We start from the raw sequence: 19,100 nt of genomic DNA on the forward strand, positions 1-19,100 counted from the left end.
ACGCGCTCGCCCGCATATTGTCCAGCAGTTTTCCTAGATGCGCGCCAATTGATCCATGATGCGCACCAGTTCCGCGCTGATGCCCGGCTCAGAGAGGGCATGACCGGCGTTCCGCACCATGCGCAGATCCGCCATATCCCCCCAGGCCTGGGCCAGATTATAGGCCGCCCGCGGAGGGCAGATCATGTCATAGCGCCCCTGCACGATATATCCGGGAATGTCTTCCAGAACGGCCATGTTCTTCAGGATATGGCCATCGGTGTCGAGGAATCCAAGGTTCCGGAAGTAGTGATTCTCCAGCCGCGAGAAGGCACGCGCATATTCTGCGGGGGCATCCCCGCCCGCACCGTTGGAGTAAACCGACGCCAGCGCATTTTCCCAGCCTGCCCAGGCACGGGCGTATTTAATCTCCGTTGCGCGATCACCGCAGAACAGGCGGTGATGGTAGGCCTCAATCAGATCGTCTTGCTCATCTTCAGGAATCAGCGAGGTGAACCGCGACCAAGGTTCAGGCCAGAATTGCCCGGCACCACCGCCATAGAACCAATCAAGCTCGGAGCGGGTCATCAGGAAAACACCGCGCAGCACAAGGCAAACCGTGTTTTCGGGATGCGCCTGCGCATACAGCAGCGACAGGGTTGCGCCCCAGCTGCCCCCAAAAACAATCCATTCGGCAATGCCCAGCGTAGAACGGATATGTTCCATATCAGCGATCAAATGCCACGTCGTGTTGTGCGCCACCTCAGCATGCGGGCGCGAGTGGCCACAGCCACGCTGATCAAACAAGATCACCCGATAAACCTTGGGGTCAAAGTAGCGCCGCATCGCCGGGCTGCTGCCGCCGCCGGGACCGCCATGCACAACAATCACCGGCAGCCCTTGCGGATTGCCCGATTGTTCCACATAGATCGCGTGACCGTCGCCCACGTCCAGCATCCTCTGGTCGAAGGGTTCGACCGGAGGGTAGAGGTAGTGCACTGCGCGCTTTTGGCCCGAGTTTTTGTCCATGTCCTACCTATAATGGTTGCGACGCCCAAATGAGCATGGAGAGTTCAAAATGCAAGCCACGAATACCACGGTAGATCCAGCCGAAGTGGCCAAATTCGAGGCCATGGCGGCGGAATGGTGGGATCCGAACGGTAAGTTCAAACCGTTGCACATGCTCAACCCCTGTCGGCTTGACTACATTACGTCGCAGATTGCGGCAGAGTTCAATCGCGACTTGTCTCAAGCTTTGCCTTTTGCGGGTTTGCGTCTGCTTGATATCGGCTGTGGCGGCGGTTTGCTGTCTGAACCGATGGCGCGTTTGGGGGCGGAGGTTGTGGGCGCAGATGCCGCAGAAGGCAACCTGCCGGTGGCGCGTGTCCATGCAGAGCAATCCGGCCTGACCATCGACTACCGCCACACCACAGCCGAAGCCCTTGCAGAGGCCGGGGAGCAGTTTGACGTGGTGCTGAACATGGAAGTTGTGGAGCATGTGGCCGATCCGCTGAGCTATCTCACAGCCTGCCAGCAATTGCTGAAACCGGGCGGCCTGCACATCTGCTCCACCATCAATCGCAATCCCAAAAGCTTTGCCATGGCCATCATCGGTGCGGAATATGTCATGCGCTGGCTGCCAAAGGGCACCCATGAATGGCACAAATTCATCACGCCTGATGAGCTGTTTGGGCTGATCGAGCAGTCCGGCCTCACACCGGTGGACCGCAAGGGCTTTGTGTTCAATCCAATCAGCTGGCAGTGGTCGCTTTCAGATCGCGATCTGAGCGTAAACTACGTGACCGCCAGCATCATAGACTGACGGGTCAACCGCCGTCTTCCAGTTTGAGGCGCAATTCGCGCAGGATCGGGAGCGCCGCGCGCACCCGGTCATCCCCAAGCTTGCTCACCATTTCATTGATGATGGGCGCCATGCTGGCCAGCGCCGCGTCGCGCGCCTGCCGCCCGGCCGGGCTGATCGCCACCATCTTGCGCCGCGCGTCGTCCCAATCGGGACGAATGTGCACATAGCCTGCCAGCTCAAGCTTGTTGAGCGTGTTGGTCATGGCCCCGCGCGTGAGGTGAAATGTCTTGGCCAATTGTGCCGGGCTGCGCTCTGCGTTGGAGCGGTCCAGATGATTGAGCACAGAAAAATGTGAAAGCTCCATGCCTTTGGGCAGGACTTTGGACAGGCGGGATCGGGCCAGCTGGTCCACCATGAGAATTTCACCAAACAAGGTGATGGCCAATCCGCTTTTGTCGTTCATTTAAGGCCCGTCAAACTCTCGATCGTGCTGAAGTGCTGGCACCTGCCTGCGGGCTTTTTGAACCAAAGAGAGATCAACATCAACAATCGTGACACCGGCCTCGGTGCCTGCGTCCGCAAGAACCTCCCCCCAAGGGGCCACCACCATGGAATGCCCATGGGTGCGCCGCGCCTGTCCGCGTGTGGTCGCATGGGTGCCGGTCTGCGCCGGGGCAATCACAAAACAGCCGGTTTCAATGGCCCGCGCACGTAAGAGCGGTTCCCAATGCGCTGCCCCCGTCACATGTGAAAAGGCAGCGGGCACCGTCAGGATCTGCGCGCCGGCCTTGGCGAGCCTGCGATGCAGCGCGCCAAAGCGCACATCATAGCAAATCGTCATCCCGATCGCGCCAAACGGGGTTTCGGCCACCACAGCCTTGTCGCCCGGGCGATAGCCATCTGATTCGCGGTAAGTTTCTTCCGGCGTCACATCCACATCAAACATGTGGATTTTGTCATAGCGCGCGACGATCTCGCCCTTGTCGGAGATCACAAACGACCGGTTGGCAAAGCGCCCATCCGGATCATGTGTCTTTAAGCCAAGGCTGCCGATCAGCGCCCACATGCCTAGCTCAGCACATAGAGTAGAGAGCGCGGAGAGCGTGGTGTCTTCTTCCTCCAACCGCAGCACCTCGTTCTGACGACTGCGGCTGGTGGAAAGACAATTCATCACCTCCGGCATAAAGGCGAAGTCCGCCCCTTCAGATTTTGCCTCGCGCATCATCGCCGACGCGGTGGCCAGGTTTTCCTCTGGCACGTCGGAGGAGGTCATCTGAAGCAGAGCGGCGCGCATGGCAGATCAGGCCGCCAGCAGAGGGTCGAGCTTACCCGCGCGCTCAAGCGCCATCAGATCGTCGCAACCACCCACATGGGTCTCGCCAATGAAAATCTGCGGCACGGTGCGGCCACCGTTGGCGCGGGTGATCATTTCTTGTTTGCGTCCCGGGCTGGTCAGCACATCAATCTCTTTGAAGTTGACGTTTTTCTGTTTCAGCAGGCGTTTTGCGGCGTGGCAGTACCCACAGAGCGGGCTGGTGTAGATTTCGACAGGCTGCATGGTCTTTCCTTTATGCACTCAAATTGTTTGTCGGCCATTTAAGAACCCTTTGCAACGCGTGCCAGTGTCAGAACACACACATCTGTGGCATTTGCCTGAAAACAGGCGTCGGTTGCCGCCTTTAACGTCGCCCCGCTGGTCAAAACGTCATCCACCAGAAGCACATATGCGCCCTTCAAAACTCCGTGATGTTTGGGGTTTGCCACAATCGCTCCGGCAAGTTTTTTGTGGCGCGCCTCCGCATTCAGCCCTTCCAGACTGCCCAGCCCACGCCGTCGGATCAGCAAATCCGGGCAATAGCTGGCTGAGACCTCACCGGCCAATGCCTCCGCAAGAAGTGCCGCTTGATTGTAGCGCCGCCGCAGCAGTCGCAGACGATGCAACGGCACAGGAGCGATCACAGTCTCAGCCCTCAACAGCGGGGCAGCGGCGCGGGCGAGCCATTTTGATGCAGGCCGCACAACCTCGGTGCGGTCCCCGTGTTTGAGTGCCAGCACAAGCCTGCGCCCTGTGCCCGCATAAAGCAAAGCGGCGCGCGCCTTGCGCCAAGGGGGCCGGTCTTTCAGGCAGGCATCACAGACCACACTGCCCTCCCCATGCAGACGCGTCACCGGGGTGGCGCAGGTGTCGCAGACGTCTTCGCCAAGGAAATTTGTATCCGCCCAGCATTCGGCGCATAAGCCGAAGTCACTTTCGACCATTTCACCGCAGCCGACGCACCGCGGCGGAAACAAAAGATGCAGCGCTGTTTGAAACTTACGGGCGAACAACCTATTTTCCGCGCTATGCAAAACCAACCTCACCTCACTGACAGAGCGGCCCTTGATCGCAACCGCGCACGCGCTGATCTGCAGGACGCGATGTTCCTGCATGCGCTGGCGCAGGACGAGATTCAGGATCGTCTCAGCATGGTTAACAAAGGGTTTACACGACCTGCCGTGGTGACCGGCTTTCCAAGCGTGTGGGAGCGGTGCGTGCCCAATGCGAAAATTGTCGCGGACACAGAGGTGCTGGCTCTGGAAACCGGTGCCCATGATCTGGTGATCCATGCCATGGGGTTGCATTGGGCCGACGATCCAGTGGGTCAAATCATCCAATGCCGCCGCGCTTTGGAGAACGACGGTTTCTTTCTCGCGGTGTGTTTTGGAGGGCAAACCCTGCATCAACTGCGCGCCTCTCTGGCGCAGGCCGAGGTCGAGCTCACCGGCGGCCTCTCCCCCCGCGTTGCCCCCATGGCGGAAATCCGTGATCTCGGCGGCCTGTTGCAACGGGCGGGGCTGTCATTGCCCGTGGCCGACACCGCCCCTCTGACCGTGACCTACGAAAGCCCCTGGGCCTTGATGAAAGAGCTGCGCGCCATGGGCGAAGGAAACGCCCTGCAAAATCGATTGCGCACCGCGACGTCGCGTTCCTTAATGATCCGCGCCTGCGAAATCTACGTAGAAAGCTTCATGAAAAATGGTCGCATACCCGCCACGTTCGAATTAATTTATCTGACCGGCTGGGCACCTGACGACAGTCAACCCCAACCCCTGCGGCCCGGATCGGCCACCAACCGACTTGCCGACGCGCTCGGCGCCTCTGAAATCAAACTGCCCAAGTGATCTTACAAGTGATCCTACACGGAACGGACCTTCCCTTATGACCCAAGCCACCTGCCCCGCCCACGCCCCTGCGGACCACCCTAAGGTAGCGCGCGGCAAAACCGGCATATTGCTTGCCAACCTTGGCACGCCTGACAACTACACCTATTGGCCCATGCGCCGCTACCTGAGCGAATTTCTGTCCGATAAGCGGGTGATCGACTATCCAGCATGGAAGTGGCAGCCGTTGCTACAACTGATCATCCTGTCCAAACGTCCGTTTTCCAGCGGCAAAGCCTACGAATCGATCTGGGACAAGGAGCGCGGTGAAAGCCCGCTGATGGTCATCACCAAGGAACAGACCGCCAAAATCGCAGAAACCCTGACCGCTCGCCACGGTGAGGATGTCATGGTTGATTTCTGCATGCGTTACGGCAACCCCTCCACACCTTCCAAGGTGCGCGAGATGGTGGCCGCGGGCTGTGAACGCATCCTGTTCTTCCCGCTCTATCCGCAATACGCAGGTGCCACGACCGCGACCGCCAATGATCAGTTTTTCCGCGCTCTGATGGAAGAAAAATGGCAACCGGCAGCCCGAACCGTGGAAGCCTATTTTGAGCACCCCGCCTATATCGAGGCGCTGGCGCAGTCGGTGGAAAAAGCCTACGCCGCACAGGAGAAGCGTCCGGACCTGCTGGTGGTTTCTTACCACGGCATGCCCAAACGGTACCTGCAGGAAGGCGATCCCTATCACTGCCAATGCCAGAAAACCACGCGCCTACTCAAAGAGCGTCTGGGCTGGGAAGACACCGATCTGCGCACCACGTTCCAGTCGCAATTCGGCCCCGAAGACTGGCTGCGCCCCTACACCGTGGACGAAGTGGCCCGTGTTGCAAAAGAGGAAGGCAAGAAAAGCATCGCAGTGATCGCGCCTGCCTTCTCTGCGGATTGCATCGAAACGCTGGAAGAGATCAACGAAGAGATCAAAGAGAGCTTTGAGCACGCGGGAGGAGAGGATTTCCTGTACATCCCCTGTCTGAATTCTGATGAGGCCCATGTTGCCGCGCTTTGTGAGATCATCGACCAGAATCTCGGCGGCTGGATCACCTGATCAGCACGCCTTCCGTGAACGGCTTATGCCTCGGGTTTAAACTACCCGGGGCATTTTTTTTCAGCCACAGGAAAACGTAAAAAAGGCGGAGCCAAAGCCCCGCCTTTTTTGAATTCGTAGTTCAGTAAGCTTAAAAAGCTTAGCTGCCTGCAGCAACAGCGGCAGCCACAACTGCCAGCAGTACCAGCGGAACCCAAACGCCAGCGCCGGAGCCGTTTGCGGCTTCTTCGATGACAACAGGCTCAACAACTGGATCAGCCAAGCCGCCAGCCATTGCAGTGGTTGCAGCAGCAGTCAGAGCAGCAGCGATAACGAGTTTTTTCATTTTACACCTCCAGAATTCGCTTGCCACCAATAGGAATGGGCGATGACAAGCACCCAAGACTTACCTCGTAAGTCACGTCTAAACAGTAATTTTTCGGAATTGCAAACCGAAGTTTACCTTAAACGCGACTCCCGAAACAAAATGTCGTCAAATTAGCAACACTTGCGTGCCCACTTTTGTCAACGAAAACAGCTCTGCGATGTGTTCGTTGTAAAGACCAATGCAACCGTTGGAAGAACGACGCCCAATTTTGCGTGTGTCGTGGGTGCCGTGGATTCGGTAATAGGTCCAACTCAGATAAAGTGCGTGTGTGCCCAATGGGTTATCCGGACCGGGGCCGACAAAATCAGGCCATTCCGGATTGCGCTCTTTCATCGACGGCGTTGGACGCCAGCTTGGCCCTTCAACCTTGCGCACAACTTTGGTGCGGCCCAGACGTGTGAGATCTTCGCTCAAAGGCACAGAAGTCGGGTAGAGTTTATACACCGACTCATCTTCTGACCAATAATGCAGCGCGCGGGACGTGACATCCACGAGAACAGCGCCGTTCTTCAGGTTGTCAAAATACGGCGCCCAGTCCAGCGAACGGAAGCTCGATATATTGCGAACGACACGCTCGTCCAGGTCGCGTTCCACCTCAGTGGTTTCAGCTTCGGTTTGTGCCAAAGCCGGCGTGCTCAAAAAGGCGGCGCTACCTGCCAGAAACGTACGCCGTCCAAACTTATCCGACCGATCTACAGTCATTATTTTTCTCCAGAAACCAACCTCACGGATCGGTGAGATCATATGGCTCTAATGCCGCAGTCGCAAATCAATCAATTGTCAGGGTAGCAATGTCACGCCTATGTGGGTTTTCATGGCCACGATGTGCGGGTAGGAGTGCCCCAATCAATTAGGTGGGACAGAGACACGATGCGCGTTATTGCACTTTTGCTAGCTGCAGCTGTTGGATTGGCCGCTTGCGGAACCGGAGGCGGTGGCAGCGCCAAGCAATATAAGATTTCCTCGGGCAATACCGCCCGCGTTCAGTTTCGCGTACTGGACTCAGTGAATGCGCTTCGTCAGGCCTCTGGCGCACCAGCCGTGGAACTCAACGCCCAACTGAATGCCGCCGCTGCGACCCATGCGCGGGATATGGCCCTGCAGAACCGCCCTTGGCATTTTGGCTCTGACGGCTCCTCGCCGCTCGATCGTGTGGCGCGCGTGGGCTACACCGGTGTTCTGACCGGCGAAACCATCAGCGAGACCTACGAAACCGAGGTTGAGACCCTCGCCGCCTGGATGGAACAGGATGACACACGTTCTGTGATCCTCGACCGCAACGCGCGCGATATGGGCTTTGCCTGGTTCCAGGAAGACAATGGCAAGATCTGGTGGACCCTGGTGATGGGTCAACCAAACTCAGCATCCTTTATCGAGGTTGCAGAGACCACCAGCACACCGGAAGTCAGCGACACAAACCCGTTTTCAACGATAAATTGAGATCGGGGTTCCGTTTCTGACCATCGCGTAAATGTCGCGCATCTCTTCGTCTGAGACCGCGATACAGCCCGCAGTCCAGTCCTCAACGCCGTTCTGAAACAGCTGCGGCCGCCCGTGGATAAAAATGTCTCCACCGGGGGATTCGCCGATCGAGGCCGCATAGGCGCGGTCCGCAGCGTTGGGGTAAGAGATGCCAAGCGACAGATAGAAGCGGCTGTTGGGATTGCGGCGGTCGATGTAGTAATCGCCCTCCGGCGTGCGGCCATCGCCTTCAACCTGCTTGTGACCGGCAGGAGAAAACCCAAGGCCCACGTCATAGGCCTGCAGCACCTGATCATGGTGCATCAGATACATCCGGCGGCTTTCTTTATAAACCAGCACACGGGTGACCTCGGGGCCATTGTATGTGGTGAATTTTTCGGCGCAGCCTGCCAATCCGAATGCCAGAACGGCAATCATCAATGCGGAGATCCAACGCATCAACAAGTTCCTCTTTATATGTCTTCACTGCCTCTGAGCGTTTCTTAGCAGACCCGCTGGCCATGTGCCGCTCACGCCTGCGTGATACGCTCTATTTCCGAACAAATCTTGAAGCCAATTCCACGTGCGAAGACCAGCGGAATTGATCGACTGTCTGCACCCACTCAAGCGCATAGCCCGCTTGCACCAGAACCGCCGCATCACGTGCAAAGGTCACGGGATTGCAGGAAACATACGCGATTTCAGATATCTGCGACTTGGCGAGCTCTGCCACCTGCGCCTCGGCACCTGCGCGCGGAGGGTCAATGACCGCAAAGTCATAGCGCAGGTCCTCGGCAATCAGTGGATTGCGGAACAGATCGCGGGTCTCTGCTGTCACTTTTTTCAGCCCTGTGGCCATGCGCCATCCGGCATCCATGGCTTTGACCATGGATTTCTCACCTTCGATGCCGTGCATCATGTAGCTCTCAGCCAACGGCAGGGTGAAGGTGCCGCTTCCGGCAAAGAGATCAACACCTGAGTCGCCCTGCGTGATCGCTGCGCGCACAGACGCCAGCAAAGCCTCCTCGCCCTCTTTGGTCGCCTGCAAAAATGCGCCGGGTGGCGGAACAACCTTCGCTTTTCCAAAGGTTTGGTAGGGCGCAATCCGTGTGGCGACAACCTCGCCATCCCATGTGAGCCGTGCCAGCTTGTGGCGCTCCACCTCCTGCGCCATGCGTGCCAAGAGCGCGCCATCCAGCGGCTTGCCGCCTTTCACAGACAGATCAAGCCCGGCATCTGACAGGGTGACCGTGGCACTGAGCTCGCCTTTGCGCGACCCGGCGATTTGGGACAAAGCACCCACGATGTCCAAAGCGGGCATCAGATCCGGATGCAGAAGCTGGCAATCGCTGATGTCGGCAATCACATCCGAGGCGCGGGCATGAAAGCCGACAAGCGCGCCTTTTTTGGTGCGGCGGGCTGAGATCACCGCACGGCGGCGGGATTGAATGGGCGACGTCGCGATGGGGCGCAAATCGGTTTCCAAGCCCTGCGCGGCAAGCGCCTGACGCACCACATCAACCTTCCAATCCGCCACAAAGCCATCCGCTGCGTGCTGCAACTGGCAGCCGCCGCAGCTTTTGAAATGCCGGCAAGGTGCCTTCACCCGCTGATCAGAAGGGGTCAAAACCCGTATGTTTTTCAGACGGTTGCCCTCAAGCTCCCCTTCGACGGTTTCGCCGGGAAGGGTGAGCGGGGCAAAGATCGGGCCGTCGGCGATGCCATCACCGTGCAGGCCCAGTCGCTGGATGTCGATCTGGCTCATGCCTGTCCCCTAACGAGGGACAGGCACAAGGTCAAACGCTACTCTGCTGCCTCATCGGCATTGAGGAAGCCACCCGATTGCCGCGCCCAGAAACCGGCGTAAAGACCATTCTGCGCAAGCAGCTCTGCGTGGCTGCCCTGCTCCACGATACGGCCTTGATCCATAACCAAAATTCGGTCCATCTCGGCAATTGTGGACAGGCGGTGCGCGATGGCGATCACGGTTTTGCCCGCCATCATGCCATAGAGCGTGCGTTGAATGGCCGCCTCAACCTCGCTGTCCAAAGCGCTGGTCGCTTCGTCCAAGAGCAGAATCGGCGCGTCCTTCAGGATCACCCGGGCCAGTGTGATACGCTGACGCTGACCGCCGGAGAGCTTCACACCCCGTTCGCCAACATGGGCGTCATAGCCCTTACGGCCCTCCGGATCCTCCAAATCCAGAATAAAATCATGAGCTTCGGCCTTTTTAGCGGCGACAATCATATCCGCCTCGGTGGCATCAGGCCGACCGTAGAGCAGGTTGTCGCGCACAGAGCGGTGCAGCAGCGAGCTGTCTTGTTGCACCATACCAATGGCATCGCGCAGGCTGTCTTGCGTGACGGAGGAAATGTCCTGCCCGTCGATCAAAATGCGCCCGGTTTCAACATCATAGAAGCGCAGCAGCAGCTTCACCAAAGTCGATTTGCCTGCTCCGGAACGGCCGATCAGACCCACTTTTTCACCAGGTGCGATGGTCAGGGAGATCTGATCCAACCCGCCGGAGCCGCGGCCGTAGTGGTGCGACAGGCTCTGCAGCTCAATTTTCCCCTGATCAAAATCAAGCTGTGGTGCTGATTTTTGATCGACCAGATCAATAGGTTGGGCAATGGTTTCCATACCCTCGGCCACAACTCCGAGCTGGCGGAAGAAGGAGGTCAGCGCCCACATGATCCAGCCGGTCATCGCATTCAGGCGCAGGCTGAGCGCGGTGGCGGCCGCAACCGCCCCAACAGAAGCCTGCCCCATGGACCAGAGCCAGATGGCCCACCCCACAACACTGACGATCAGCACCCCGTTGAGCAGAACCAGCGCCACATCCATGATGGTGAAAATCCGCATCTCGTTCTGGAAAGTTTCCCGTGAATATTCAATGGCTTCCTTGGCATATTCCAGCTCGCGCTGATTGTGGGCAAAGAGCTTTACCGAATGAATATTGGTGTAGGCATCCACCACGCGACCGGTGACTTTGGAGCGCGCGTCAGAGGCGGCCTGAGAGGCCGGGCCGACGCGTTTGACGGTCCACTTGACCAAGAAGCCATAGAGCACCAGCCAGCCCAGCATGGGCAGCACCAGACGCGGGTCGGCATCGGCCAAAAGTATTGCGGCGCCAATGACATAGGCGATGGAGAAGGTGATCGCGTCAAAGACCTGAAACACGGCTTCGCCCGCTGCCGGAGGGGTCTGCATAATCCGGTTGGCAATGCGGCCTGCAAAGTCGTTTTCAAACCAGCCAACTGATTGACGCAAAACATGTTTATGGGCCCGCCACCGGATCAAAGCCCCGAAGTTTGGCAGCACGGTATTGTTCAGCAGGAGCACATCGAGCGCCTGCAGCGCGGGGCGCAGGAAGAGCACAAACAGCACCACCAAGATGAACTCGGTGCCGTGGTCCGCCCAAACCGTCGACGGATCACCTGTCAGAAGGTCCACCACGCGGCCCATATAGGCGATCAGGCCGACCTCCACCGCCGCCACGATGATGGACATTATCGTAGCAAAAACAAATACTTTGCGGAATGGCAGCGCATAATCGCGCATGAAGGGCCACAGCTTGGTGGGCGGCGTATCTACTTCGTCGTAGTCGCAATAGGGGTCAACAAGGGTCTCGAAAAACTTGAACATGAGAAAGCCTGAAAGAACAGAAAGTTAAGTGCATAAATGAAGTGACACGCCACAATCGGCCGCCACTGCGGTCCGATGTGGTTATGAAAACCAAATCCCGCGATACATTGTGCACTCCTTCTCATGGTTGAGTGAGGTGATGCTGCGCTACCGTTGCGTCAAAGTCAACCGGGCATTAACCAGCTTTTTGGCACGTCGGTATCGCGTCGGTAAGGCGATTGTATCGCGGAGGTGCGAAATTTGTGGTCGGGCAAAGTGTAAGCACAAGGCGCGTTGGCCGTTTCCGATCACTCCGGCGCAGCAAGCAACGCCGCTGCGGTGAGCGTGAACTGTGACTCGATCCAGCGGGCCTCAAGCTGTTTCAGCCGTTGGCCAAGCGCGGCGCCCTGAAAGCGATCCATCAGATCAGCGGGGCGGATCGGGAAGGTTGCGGCCGCGCCGCGCACCACCTCAGAGAGCGCATCCGGCATCAAGGGCATCTCCAGCAGGGCCGCGCGCAACAGCACGATGGACTGTGCAAAATCCGCGCCGTGGTGATAGCCAAGCGCGCCGGGGCTGTCGGTGCTTTCCACGCCGTTGCGCAGGATTTCCAGCTGACGGGCGCGTTTCTTGGAGAGACGCAACGCATCGGCCACCTGTCGCCCGCCCAAGGCCGCAAGACGGCGCATGGATTCAGGCGCAAGACCGGCAAGCCCTTCTAAATGCACCAGCGGCGCAAGCGCGCGATCATCGGCCCCTTCGAGCACGGCGGTGAGCGCGCCGGTGCTGCGCATGGCAGCCGCAGCCGGAGCAGGATCAGGCGCACCCATGAGTTTGACCATCTCCGCACCTATGCGCTCTTTGGACAGACTTGCAATGCCCTCGATATTGGCGGCGATGGCGGCCAAGGCCTCCGGGTCCATGCCCTCAGCGGGATCGCCGTAATAGGCGTGAAAGCGGAAGTAACGCAGGATGCGCAGGTAATCTTCGCGAATGCGGTCTTCGGCCACATCGATAAAGCGCAGGCGGCGGGCCTCAAGATCCGCAAGCCCACCCAGCGGGTCGACCACGGTGCCGTCAGAGCGCGCGTAAAGCGCGTTCATGGTGAAGTCGCGGCGGTGCGCGTCATCCTCAACATGGTCGGAAAAAGCCACCACGGCGCGGCGGCCGTCGGTTTCCACATCGCGCCGGAAGGTGGTGATCTCATGGGGGATGCCGCCGGAGACCACGGTGATGGTACCGTGCTCAATCCCGGTGGGGATCGCGTTCAGCCCCGCCGCCTTGGCCAGCTCCATGACCTGTTCAGGGCGGGCATCGGTGGAGATATCGATGTCATTGACAGGCGCGCCCAGAAGCGCGTTGCGCACGCAGCCGCCCACAAAGAGTGCCTGATGATTATCAGTCTCTAACATGGCGCAAACCGCCTGTGTGGCGGGCGCGGTCAACCAGTCTCCGGTGACTTTCATAGGCGCTCTACCCGTTCGGCCAGGCCCCGCAGAATGCGCGCGGTGGCGCCCCAGATGTAATAGGGGCCAAAGGGCACGGTGAAGTAGTGGCGGCGCTTGCCCTGCCAGCGGCGGTATTGCACGGAAAACCGCGCCGGATCGGTGACATGGGAGAGCGGCACGGAGAAGACCTCATCCACTTCGCCAGGCTCGGGGATCACGTCAAAAGCGTCTCTAATATGGCCCAAAACCGGGGTGACCGTGAAGCTTGTCACTGTCTCATGGGTGGGTAGTGTGCCGAGGACCTCGACGTTTTCAGAAGGCAGACCGATCTCTTCACGCGCTTCGCGCAGCGCAGCAGCGATCACATCCGCATCGGCCTCGTCCTGTTTGCCACCGGGAAAGGCGATCTGCCCCGGATGGTGCTTCAGATGGCTGGCACGTTTGGTGAGGATGACATGGGGAATGCCGGATTTGATCTCGATCGGGACCAGCACGCCGGCGGGGCGCAGCTTGCGGCCCGGGGGCAGGATCACATCGGGGTTGAGATCAAAATCAGAAGAGGCCGCACTGTCCAGCGACAGCGCGGCCTTGATGTGGTGGAGCGGATCAGACGCCTGCGGCATCGGCACCGCTGTCTTTGCTGCGGTCCTTGGGCAGCATGCCCACGGAGGCCGGATCCATGTCGTAATGCGCGCCGCAGAACTGGCAATCCGCGGTGACGCGGCCTTCCGGTGTGGTCATCTTTTCGATGTCACGGGCGGAGTAGATCGACAGGGACTGGCGCACGCGCTCCTCAGAGCATGTGCAGCCGAATTTCACCGACTGCGCAGCATAGACGCGCGGCTCTTCCTCATGGAACAGGCGCACCAGCAGATCGGTCGGCGGCACGGAGGGGCCGATCATTTCCAGATCTTCGACCGAATCCAGCAGGATATTGGCGCGGTTCCAGTTCTCAGCATCGTCTTCGTTGACCACATCTTTGGCCAGCAAATAGCCGCTCTCGCCGCTGCCACCTTCGCCGGAGACTTCGGGGCTGGCTTTTGGCATGTGCTGCAACATGATGCCGCCCGCGCGCCAGTGTTCGCCCACGCCCGGCTCGATGGATTTGCCGAATTTCAGCGAAAAGCGTGTGGCGAGCTGTTCAGACTGCGCAAAATACGCCTCGGCAGAGGCCTGCAGAGAGCCGCCAACCAGACCGGAGATGCCCTGATAGGGCTTCATACCTTCACCCTGATCGATCAGAACTGCGAAATAGCCGTTGCCGAGCTGCTCAAACGGGGTGCCTTCGGTCAGGCGCTCTTCATCAAAGCTGGCGTAAGCGCGGATGCGGGCGACCTCGCCCTCGTTTTGCGGCGCGTAGTAATCGGTGGCGATCATGCGCACGGGGCCGTTGGTCTGCACCTGCAGCGACAGCTTCCAGCGCAGGCTGATGGTCTGGCCGATCAGCGCGGTCAGCAGGGCCATTTCGGCCACCAGCGCCTCGACCGTTTCCGGATAGGCATGTTGTTTCAGCACGCCCGAGAGCACGCCATCCAGACGCGCCACACGTCCGCGAATATCAGATTTGTCCAGCTGGAACGGCAACACTGTGTCGTCCCAGGCAATTTTACTTGCAGCTTTCATGGGGTTTCCTTATCGGCCTTCCCTTGCCATACCGCGACTATATAGGGCCAGCAAGGGCCGGAAAAAGGGGTTTCACGGATGATTCCACGATTTGGCACACCGCCGCGCGCGGACAAACGGTATCGGATGCGTCCCGGGGCCTATGCGGTTCTACTCAAGGGAGAGCAGATGCTGGTGACCTATCAGAGCGCACCACATGATGAATTTCAGCTGCCCGGCGGCGGGATTGATCCCGGTGAAAGCCCCACTGTCGCGCTCTATCGTGAGGTTTTTGAGGAGACCGGCTACCGGATTGCCAAGCCGCGTCGGCTGGGCGCGTTTCGCCGTTTCACCTTTATGCCGGAATATGACCTCTGGGCGGAAAAGCTCTGCACAATCTATGTGGCCACGCCAACGCTGCGGATCGGCCCGCCAAGCGAGCCGGGACATACGGCGGTGTGGATGGATATTGAGGATGCGGTGGCACAGCTGGCCAATGACGGCGACCGCCATTTCACGGCGCAATTTCTGCGTTAAGCCATCCGGCGGCGAGCCAATGTGCGCTCTATCGCTGGGCGCACATCAGGCGTGCTGATGCGGTCAGTCGCCTTGATATTCCAGAAGAATACCGGACACATCGTCCGGGAAGCCTTTGCCACCGGAGAACTCATCGAGCTTCCAGACCAGCGCCTGAAGGGTGTTCTCCAGATCGTGATCTTTGAGATCCGCCATCATCGTCTCAAGCCCTTCTTCGCCCAACATGCCAGTGCCGGTGTCCGGACATTCGGTCACCCCATCTGACAGGAGGAACAGGCGGTCGCCGGGGGCAAGCTGGATGTCAAACTGCGAGAACTCGGCACCGGGGATGAGGCCAACCGGAAGGCCGCCGGGGCCATCCTGCTCAATCGTGCCATCGGCACGCTGCACGAGCGGATGCGGATGCCCCGCCTGCGCCATGATCACCTTGCCGGTTTTGAGGTCCACATCGGCCAGCAGCATGGTGAAGTAATGCTCGGTCTCCATCTCATCGAGAATGATCTCGTTAAGACGCGCCACCACCTCTGCGGGCGGCAGCGGTTGATGGGTGCCGTCGGGCAACACCTGCATCGCCACATTATGCTCCGGCGAGGTCGCGGAAAGATGCCCTGCGAGACGGGCGGTGATCAGAGCAGAGCTGATTCCATGGCCTGAGACGTCAATCGCATATAGGCCAATACGCGTGTCGCTGATCTTGTAATGGCCGACAAGATCACCCCCCACGTGCCCGGAGGATTGCAGCAACAGCGACACCGCCGCGCCGTCAAAGGTGCGATAGCGTTCTGGCACCAGAGACTGCTGGAGTTTCTTGGCGGCCAGAAGGTCATTATCAAGGCTGTCATAAAGGCGCTGAAGCTCGTCCAGCGTGTCGGTGATGACCTTGTTCTTGTCTTTCAGCTCGCGCTGCATGCGCAGGATACGCTCCGCCGCAGAGATCCGGGCGCGCAGCTCATAGCCGTTCACCGGTTTGGTCAGGAAATCATCAGCACCGGCGTCAAAGCCCTGTGCAACCTCGGTTTTCTCGCTCTTGGAGGTCAAGAGGATGAAGTAGCCGTAGGTTTCTGTCTGCAATTGGCGGAAGGCGACGCAGAAATCGATGCCGGTCATGCCCGGCATCATCCAGTCCGACAAGATCAGATCCGGCGGATCCTCTCGGCAAATCTCCAGCGCTTCCATGCCAGAGGCCGCCTCGATCACATCATAGCCGTCCCGCTTGAGAGACAGGCTGAGAATGCGCCTTTGCACACGGCTGTCATCCACCAGCAACACACGCTTGATCACGCCGGTTTCAGGCGCATCATCTTCAGCAGATTGAACAGAGGTGCTCGACAAAACTCTGGGGCCTTTGCACAAATTTCGAATTTGGTTACACAGACATCTAGGAACGTGCGCCTTAACATGCCGTCAAAAGTAAAAATGAGATAGTTCAAATTTTACGGGTTAGGAATTGTTAATACTTTTTTGTCATTGTTAGGTGAGGAACTGATGAGGAAATGCCCATGATTGACTGGGAACGCGTTGACGAACTGCGTGAAGAGATCGGCGCAGAGGACTTTGATGAAGTTGTGGACCTCTTTCTCGACGAAGTTGAGGAAGTCATCGGTCGTCTTCAGGACGGTCCGGATCTGGCCAACCTTGAGGCCGACCTGCACTTCCTGAAAGGTGGCGCGCTGAACCTTGGTTTTCGGGCGTTTTCGCAACTTTGCCAAGCTGGCGAGGCCGCTGCAGCGGCTGGGAAAGCCGAATCCGTCGATCTTGAGGCGATTCTCACAGCCTTTTCCGAGAGCAAAAACGTCTTTGCTCAAACTCTGGCTGCGGCCTGATCGCATCCTGAACCTGCGCCTCTGGCGCAAAAACTCAGACGTCCCTCCTCCAAAAAGCGCTGCGCCCACTGATGTGGTGCAGCGCTTTTGCCTTTGTCCCGCTCACAGGGTTGTGACGCCTCTATCGGCATAGACCTGCCGACAGGTCCGCCAAAGCCGAGGGTCAGAGCACGTATTGGGCCAGGGTTTCATCGTTGGTTATGTCGGTGAAGGTCATCCCAGCGGCCTTGATTCGCTCAAACAGCGCGTCGAAATTCTCAGACCTCGTGGTTTCAATGCCAATCAGAACCGAGCCGAAATTGCGCGCGGATTTCTTCAGATATTCAAAGCGCGCGATGTCATCTTCCGGCCCGAGGGTCTCCAGAAAGTCGCGCAACGCGCCGGGGCGCTGCGGCATGCGCAGAATGAAATACTTCTTCACACCGGAGAACCGCTGCGCCCGCTCTTTCACTTCGGGCAGACGCTCAAAATCAAAATTGCCGCCCGATGTCACACAGACCACGGTTTTGCCGCGGATTTGGTCGGCCACATCGGTTAGCGCATCCACCGCCAGTGCGCCTGCGGGTTCCAGCACAATGCCTTCCACATTGAGCATCTCGATCATCGTAGCGCAGATCCGGTCTTCGGGCGCGGCCAGCACATCCTCATGGGACAGGCTCGCGAGACGGGCAAAGGTCTTGTCGCCAATCCGGGCCACCGCCGCCCCGTCGACAAAGCCGTCAAGATTTGCCAGCGTCACGGGATGCCCGGCATCCAGAGCCGCGGCCAAGCTCATGCCGCCTTCAGGCTCCACCAGCGTGTAGCGGGTCTGATCGCCAAAATAGCTGTAAACGCCCGACGACAGGCCGCCCCCGCCCACCGGCAGAATGATGTGATCCGGCACGCGGCCCAATTGGGATTCAATTTCGGCGGCGACCGTGGCCTGCCCCTCAATCACGTCTTCATCATCAAAGGGCGACAGAAAGGCAGCCCTTGCCTCAGAGCAATAGGCCTGAGCTGCAGCGAGCGTGTCGTCAAAATAGTCCCCGACAAGACGGATCTCGACATTGTCGCCGCCAAACACCTGCGTCTTGAAGATCTTTTGCTGCGGCGTGGTCACCGGCATGAAGATCACGCCCTGCACGCCAAAATGCTTGCACATGAAGGCCAGGCCTTGGGCGTGGTTGCCCGCGCTGGCGCAGACAAAAATCCGCTGATCTGGCGTGTTCACACGCCGCTTGCGCATGGCGTTGAACGCGCCGCGCAGCTTGTAGGAGCGCACGGGCGTGAGGTCTTCGCGCTTGAGCCAGATATCGGCGTCAAAGCGGGCAGAGAGGTGGGCATTCAGCTGCAGAGGCGTGGCGGGGAAAACGCTGCGCATGGCGGCTTCGGCAGTGCGGGCACAGGTACGAAAATCGCTCATGCGCCTTCAGTGACTTAAGCCGCCCCGTTTGGCAAGGGTCAGTCGATGCTGCGGCCTTCGATGTAGTGCCCATAAAGCGTTGTCAGGATGCTGACATTGAGTAGGGACAGGAAGACGGTTGTGGCTATGGAAAACGGGACACCCAATGTTGGCGTGATCGCACTCAGAGTAAACACGGCCGACTGGGCCGCCACCTGACAGCCGACCAAGACCAGAAGCAGCAGGAAGAGCGATCCCCAGGAGCCAGCGGTGGCGGCAAACGCTTCGCCAAATGTGGCTGGTTTGCCAATGGCGGCTGCGGGGAGTGTTGTGGACAGACGCATGAAGGCCAGCACGGCAAAAATATACGCAGCAATGCCAAGCACAATCCCAAGGATGGGCGCCGTGCGCAGCAGCATCGTCACGATAAATACCGCCGGAGCGCCAACCACCACACCCACCAGAGACAGCTTCAGGATTTGCCCCCAGTAGGCCAGGATCTGACCGCCGTTAAAGGTGGGTAGCCAACCCTGTGGCATCTCCTCAAGGATCACAAAGCGGTGCCACGCCACAACGCACCAGGTTGCCAGCGTCGCAGAAACCACAAACATGCCCAGAAAACCCAGGATCGCAGCGGCTTCAGGGAAGTCTTCAGAGGTGGATTGCGGCAGAATGGCAAACATCAGCCCGACAATCAGGCCAAGGGCAACAATCCCAAGCAGCGCCGGCACCAGAAAGATGCGCAGCGCCTCGCGCCAGTTGCGAATGACCATGCCAAAAGCATGTTTGAACAGTTTCCAACCCTGCATCTCATCACCTCTA

Annotated in this window: 22 protein-coding genes; 6 read left to right on the forward strand and 16 right to left on the reverse strand. The window is 58.8% G+C overall.

The features are described 5' to 3' along the window. Positions 1 to 33 precede the first annotated feature (33 nt). Positions 34 to 1,008, reverse strand: a complete 975-nt coding sequence (pip, locus tag J7412_RS00835; protein ID WP_209076144.1) for a prolyl aminopeptidase — start codon at positions 1,006 to 1,008, stop codon at positions 34 to 36. A gap of 49 nt (positions 1,009 to 1,057) precedes the next feature. Between pip and ubiG the strand changes: the two genes are divergently transcribed. Further along, entirely contained in the window at positions 1,058 to 1,801 is a 744-nt protein-coding gene (ubiG, locus tag J7412_RS00840) for a bifunctional 2-polyprenyl-6-hydroxyphenol methylase/3-demethylubiquinol 3-O-methyltransferase UbiG (protein ID WP_209076146.1), read from the forward strand. Between the two features lie 4 nt (positions 1,802 to 1,805). Here the strand turns inward: ubiG and J7412_RS00845 are convergent, their stop codons facing one another. From J7412_RS00845 to J7412_RS00860, 4 genes are read right to left on the reverse strand one after another with little or no spacing between them, the layout of a single operon-like run. After that, positions 1,806 to 2,246, reverse strand: coding sequence for a MarR family transcriptional regulator (locus J7412_RS00845; RefSeq protein ID WP_209057997.1), 441 nt, complete (start codon positions 2,244 to 2,246; stop codon positions 1,806 to 1,808). Then, positions 2,247 to 3,077: a carbon-nitrogen hydrolase family protein gene (locus J7412_RS00850; protein WP_209076148.1), complete on the reverse strand. Its 831-nt coding sequence runs from the start codon at positions 3,075 to 3,077 to the stop codon at positions 2,247 to 2,249. Between the two features lie 6 nt (positions 3,078 to 3,083). Then, on the reverse strand, positions 3,084 to 3,341 hold the full coding sequence (gene grxC, locus J7412_RS00855; protein WP_209058002.1) for a glutaredoxin 3: 258 nt from the start codon (positions 3,339 to 3,341) through the stop codon (positions 3,084 to 3,086). Positions 3,342 to 3,379: 38 nt separating this feature from the next. Next, positions 3,380 to 4,144, reverse strand: coding sequence for a double zinc ribbon domain-containing protein (locus J7412_RS00860; protein WP_348540449.1), 765 nt, complete (start codon positions 4,142 to 4,144; stop codon positions 3,380 to 3,382). Here J7412_RS00860 and J7412_RS00865 point away from each other — a divergent pair. Next, positions 4,127 to 4,945 carry a methyltransferase domain-containing protein gene (locus J7412_RS00865; protein ID WP_209076153.1) on the forward strand — a complete coding sequence of 273 codons (819 nt, stop codon included), beginning with the start codon at positions 4,127 to 4,129 and terminating at the stop codon, positions 4,943 to 4,945. The genes J7412_RS00860 and J7412_RS00865 overlap by 18 nt on opposite strands. Positions 4,946 to 4,982: 37 nt before the next feature. Further along, a complete protein-coding gene (hemH, locus tag J7412_RS00870) occupies positions 4,983 to 6,035 on the forward strand; it encodes a ferrochelatase (protein ID WP_209076155.1) in 1,053 nt (350 codons plus the stop codon). A gap of 139 nt (positions 6,036 to 6,174) precedes the next feature. Here hemH and J7412_RS00875 read toward each other — a convergent pair whose 3' ends face one another. Together J7412_RS00875 and J7412_RS00880 are read right to left on the reverse strand one after the other, a co-directional pair. After that, complete coding sequence (locus J7412_RS00875) at positions 6,175 to 6,360, reverse strand: hypothetical protein (RefSeq protein WP_209058010.1); 186 nt, start codon at positions 6,358 to 6,360, stop codon at positions 6,175 to 6,177. Positions 6,361 to 6,507: 147 nt separating this feature from the next. Beyond that, entirely contained in the window at positions 6,508 to 7,104 is a 597-nt protein-coding gene (locus tag J7412_RS00880) for a L,D-transpeptidase (protein WP_209058012.1), read from the reverse strand. A 168-nt stretch (positions 7,105 to 7,272) separates the two neighbouring features. Between J7412_RS00880 and J7412_RS00885 the strand changes: the two genes are divergently transcribed. Continuing rightward, positions 7,273 to 7,842 (forward strand): CAP domain-containing protein, encoded by a 570-nt coding sequence (locus J7412_RS00885; protein WP_209076157.1) that lies wholly within the window; start codon positions 7,273 to 7,275, stop codon positions 7,840 to 7,842. Here J7412_RS00885 and J7412_RS00890 read toward each other — a convergent pair. The 6 genes from J7412_RS00890 to J7412_RS00915 form a co-directional block, all read right to left on the reverse strand. After that, the gene (locus J7412_RS00890) at positions 7,828 to 8,322 is read right to left on the reverse strand and encodes a L,D-transpeptidase family protein (RefSeq protein ID WP_209058016.1); all 495 of its coding nucleotides are present in this window, start codon (positions 8,320 to 8,322) and stop codon (positions 7,828 to 7,830) included. The two genes, J7412_RS00885 and J7412_RS00890, sit on opposite strands and share 15 nt — an antisense overlap. Positions 8,323 to 8,413: 91 nt before the next feature. Further along, on the reverse strand, positions 8,414 to 9,628 hold the full coding sequence (locus J7412_RS00895; RefSeq protein ID WP_209076160.1) for a class I SAM-dependent RNA methyltransferase: 1,215 nt from the start codon (positions 9,626 to 9,628) through the stop codon (positions 8,414 to 8,416). A gap of 38 nt (positions 9,629 to 9,666) precedes the next feature. Next, a complete protein-coding gene (locus tag J7412_RS00900) occupies positions 9,667 to 11,508 on the reverse strand; it encodes an ABC transporter ATP-binding protein (RefSeq protein ID WP_209076162.1) in 1,842 nt (613 codons plus the stop codon). 287 nt (positions 11,509 to 11,795) lie between these two features. Next, a complete protein-coding gene (locus tag J7412_RS00905; RefSeq protein WP_209076164.1) occupies positions 11,796 to 12,953 on the reverse strand; it encodes a CCA tRNA nucleotidyltransferase in 1,158 nt (385 codons plus the stop codon). After that, positions 12,950 to 13,558, reverse strand: a complete 609-nt coding sequence (locus J7412_RS00910) for a CoA pyrophosphatase (RefSeq protein ID WP_209076166.1) — start codon at positions 13,556 to 13,558, stop codon at positions 12,950 to 12,952. The genes J7412_RS00905 and J7412_RS00910 overlap by 4 nt, the downstream gene beginning before the upstream one ends. After that, the gene (locus J7412_RS00915) at positions 13,542 to 14,558 is read right to left on the reverse strand and encodes an Hsp33 family molecular chaperone HslO (RefSeq protein ID WP_209076168.1); all 1,017 of its coding nucleotides are present in this window, start codon (positions 14,556 to 14,558) and stop codon (positions 13,542 to 13,544) included. Before J7412_RS00915 ends, J7412_RS00910 begins: the two co-directional genes overlap by 17 nt. 78 nt (positions 14,559 to 14,636) lie before the next feature. Here J7412_RS00915 and J7412_RS00920 point away from each other — a divergent pair, with 78 nt between their 5' ends. After that, a complete protein-coding gene (locus tag J7412_RS00920; RefSeq protein WP_209058028.1) occupies positions 14,637 to 15,074 on the forward strand; it encodes an NUDIX hydrolase in 438 nt (145 codons plus the stop codon). Positions 15,075 to 15,137: 63 nt separating this feature from the next. Here J7412_RS00920 and J7412_RS00925 read toward each other — a convergent pair whose 3' ends face one another. Continuing rightward, positions 15,138 to 16,406: a SpoIIE family protein phosphatase gene (locus J7412_RS00925; RefSeq protein ID WP_247743713.1), complete on the reverse strand. Its 1,269-nt coding sequence runs from the start codon at positions 16,404 to 16,406 to the stop codon at positions 15,138 to 15,140. 167 nt (positions 16,407 to 16,573) lie between these two features. Here J7412_RS00925 and J7412_RS00930 point away from each other — a divergent pair, with 167 nt between their 5' ends. Beyond that, entirely contained in the window at positions 16,574 to 16,897 is a 324-nt protein-coding gene (locus tag J7412_RS00930) for an Hpt domain-containing protein (protein WP_209076170.1), read from the forward strand. A gap of 163 nt (positions 16,898 to 17,060) precedes the next feature. Here the strand turns inward: J7412_RS00930 and ilvA are convergent, their stop codons facing one another. Together ilvA and J7412_RS00940 are read right to left on the reverse strand one after the other, a co-directional pair. Next, on the reverse strand, positions 17,061 to 18,299 hold the full coding sequence (gene ilvA / locus J7412_RS00935; RefSeq protein WP_209076172.1) for a threonine ammonia-lyase IlvA: 1,239 nt from the start codon (positions 18,297 to 18,299) through the stop codon (positions 17,061 to 17,063). A gap of 38 nt (positions 18,300 to 18,337) precedes the next feature. After that, positions 18,338 to 19,087, reverse strand: coding sequence for a hypothetical protein (locus J7412_RS00940; RefSeq protein ID WP_209076175.1), 750 nt, complete (start codon positions 19,085 to 19,087; stop codon positions 18,338 to 18,340). Positions 19,088 to 19,100: the final 13 nt, after the last annotated feature.

The sequence above is a fragment of the Shimia sp. R9_3 genome (assembly GCF_017743755.1).
Taxonomy (GTDB): Bacteria; Pseudomonadota; Alphaproteobacteria; order Rhodobacterales; family Rhodobacteraceae; genus Shimia.

Coding starts and splice junctions, on each gene's coding strand:
- pip (WP_209076144.1), bottom strand. CDS start 1,008: ATGGACAAAAACTCGGGCCAAAAGCGCGCAGTGCACTACCTCTACCCT.
- ubiG (WP_209076146.1), top strand. CDS start 1,058: ATGCAAGCCACGAATACCACGGTAGATCCAGCCGAAGTGGCCAAATTC.
- J7412_RS00845 (WP_209057997.1), bottom strand. CDS start 2,246: ATGAACGACAAAAGCGGATTGGCCATCACCTTGTTTGGTGAAATTCTC.
- J7412_RS00850 (WP_209076148.1), bottom strand. CDS start 3,077: ATGCGCGCCGCTCTGCTTCAGATGACCTCCTCCGACGTGCCAGAGGAA.
- grxC (WP_209058002.1), bottom strand. CDS start 3,341: ATGCAGCCTGTCGAAATCTACACCAGCCCGCTCTGTGGGTACTGCCAC.
- J7412_RS00865 (WP_209076153.1), top strand. CDS start 4,127: ATGCAAAACCAACCTCACCTCACTGACAGAGCGGCCCTTGATCGCAAC.
- hemH (WP_209076155.1), top strand. CDS start 4,983: ATGACCCAAGCCACCTGCCCCGCCCACGCCCCTGCGGACCACCCTAAG.
- J7412_RS00875 (WP_209058010.1), bottom strand. CDS start 6,360: ATGAAAAAACTCGTTATCGCTGCTGCTCTGACTGCTGCTGCAACCACT.
- J7412_RS00880 (WP_209058012.1), bottom strand. CDS start 7,104: ATGACTGTAGATCGGTCGGATAAGTTTGGACGGCGTACGTTTCTGGCA.
- J7412_RS00885 (WP_209076157.1), top strand. CDS start 7,273: ATGCGCGTTATTGCACTTTTGCTAGCTGCAGCTGTTGGATTGGCCGCT.
- J7412_RS00890 (WP_209058016.1), bottom strand. CDS start 8,322: ATGCGTTGGATCTCCGCATTGATGATTGCCGTTCTGGCATTCGGATTG.
- J7412_RS00895 (WP_209076160.1), bottom strand. CDS start 9,628: ATGAGCCAGATCGACATCCAGCGACTGGGCCTGCACGGTGATGGCATC.
- J7412_RS00900 (WP_209076162.1), bottom strand. CDS start 11,508: ATGTTCAAGTTTTTCGAGACCCTTGTTGACCCCTATTGCGACTACGAC.
- J7412_RS00905 (WP_209076164.1), bottom strand. CDS start 12,953: ATGAAAGTCACCGGAGACTGGTTGACCGCGCCCGCCACACAGGCGGTT.
- J7412_RS00910 (WP_209076166.1), bottom strand. CDS start 13,558: ATGCCGCAGGCGTCTGATCCGCTCCACCACATCAAGGCCGCGCTGTCG.
- J7412_RS00915 (WP_209076168.1), bottom strand. CDS start 14,558: ATGAAAGCTGCAAGTAAAATTGCCTGGGACGACACAGTGTTGCCGTTC.
- J7412_RS00920 (WP_209058028.1), top strand. CDS start 14,637: ATGATTCCACGATTTGGCACACCGCCGCGCGCGGACAAACGGTATCGG.
- J7412_RS00930 (WP_209076170.1), top strand. CDS start 16,574: ATGATTGACTGGGAACGCGTTGACGAACTGCGTGAAGAGATCGGCGCA.
- ilvA (WP_209076172.1), bottom strand. CDS start 18,299: ATGAGCGATTTTCGTACCTGTGCCCGCACTGCCGAAGCCGCCATGCGC.
- J7412_RS00940 (WP_209076175.1), bottom strand. CDS start 19,087: ATGCAGGGTTGGAAACTGTTCAAACATGCTTTTGGCATGGTCATTCGC.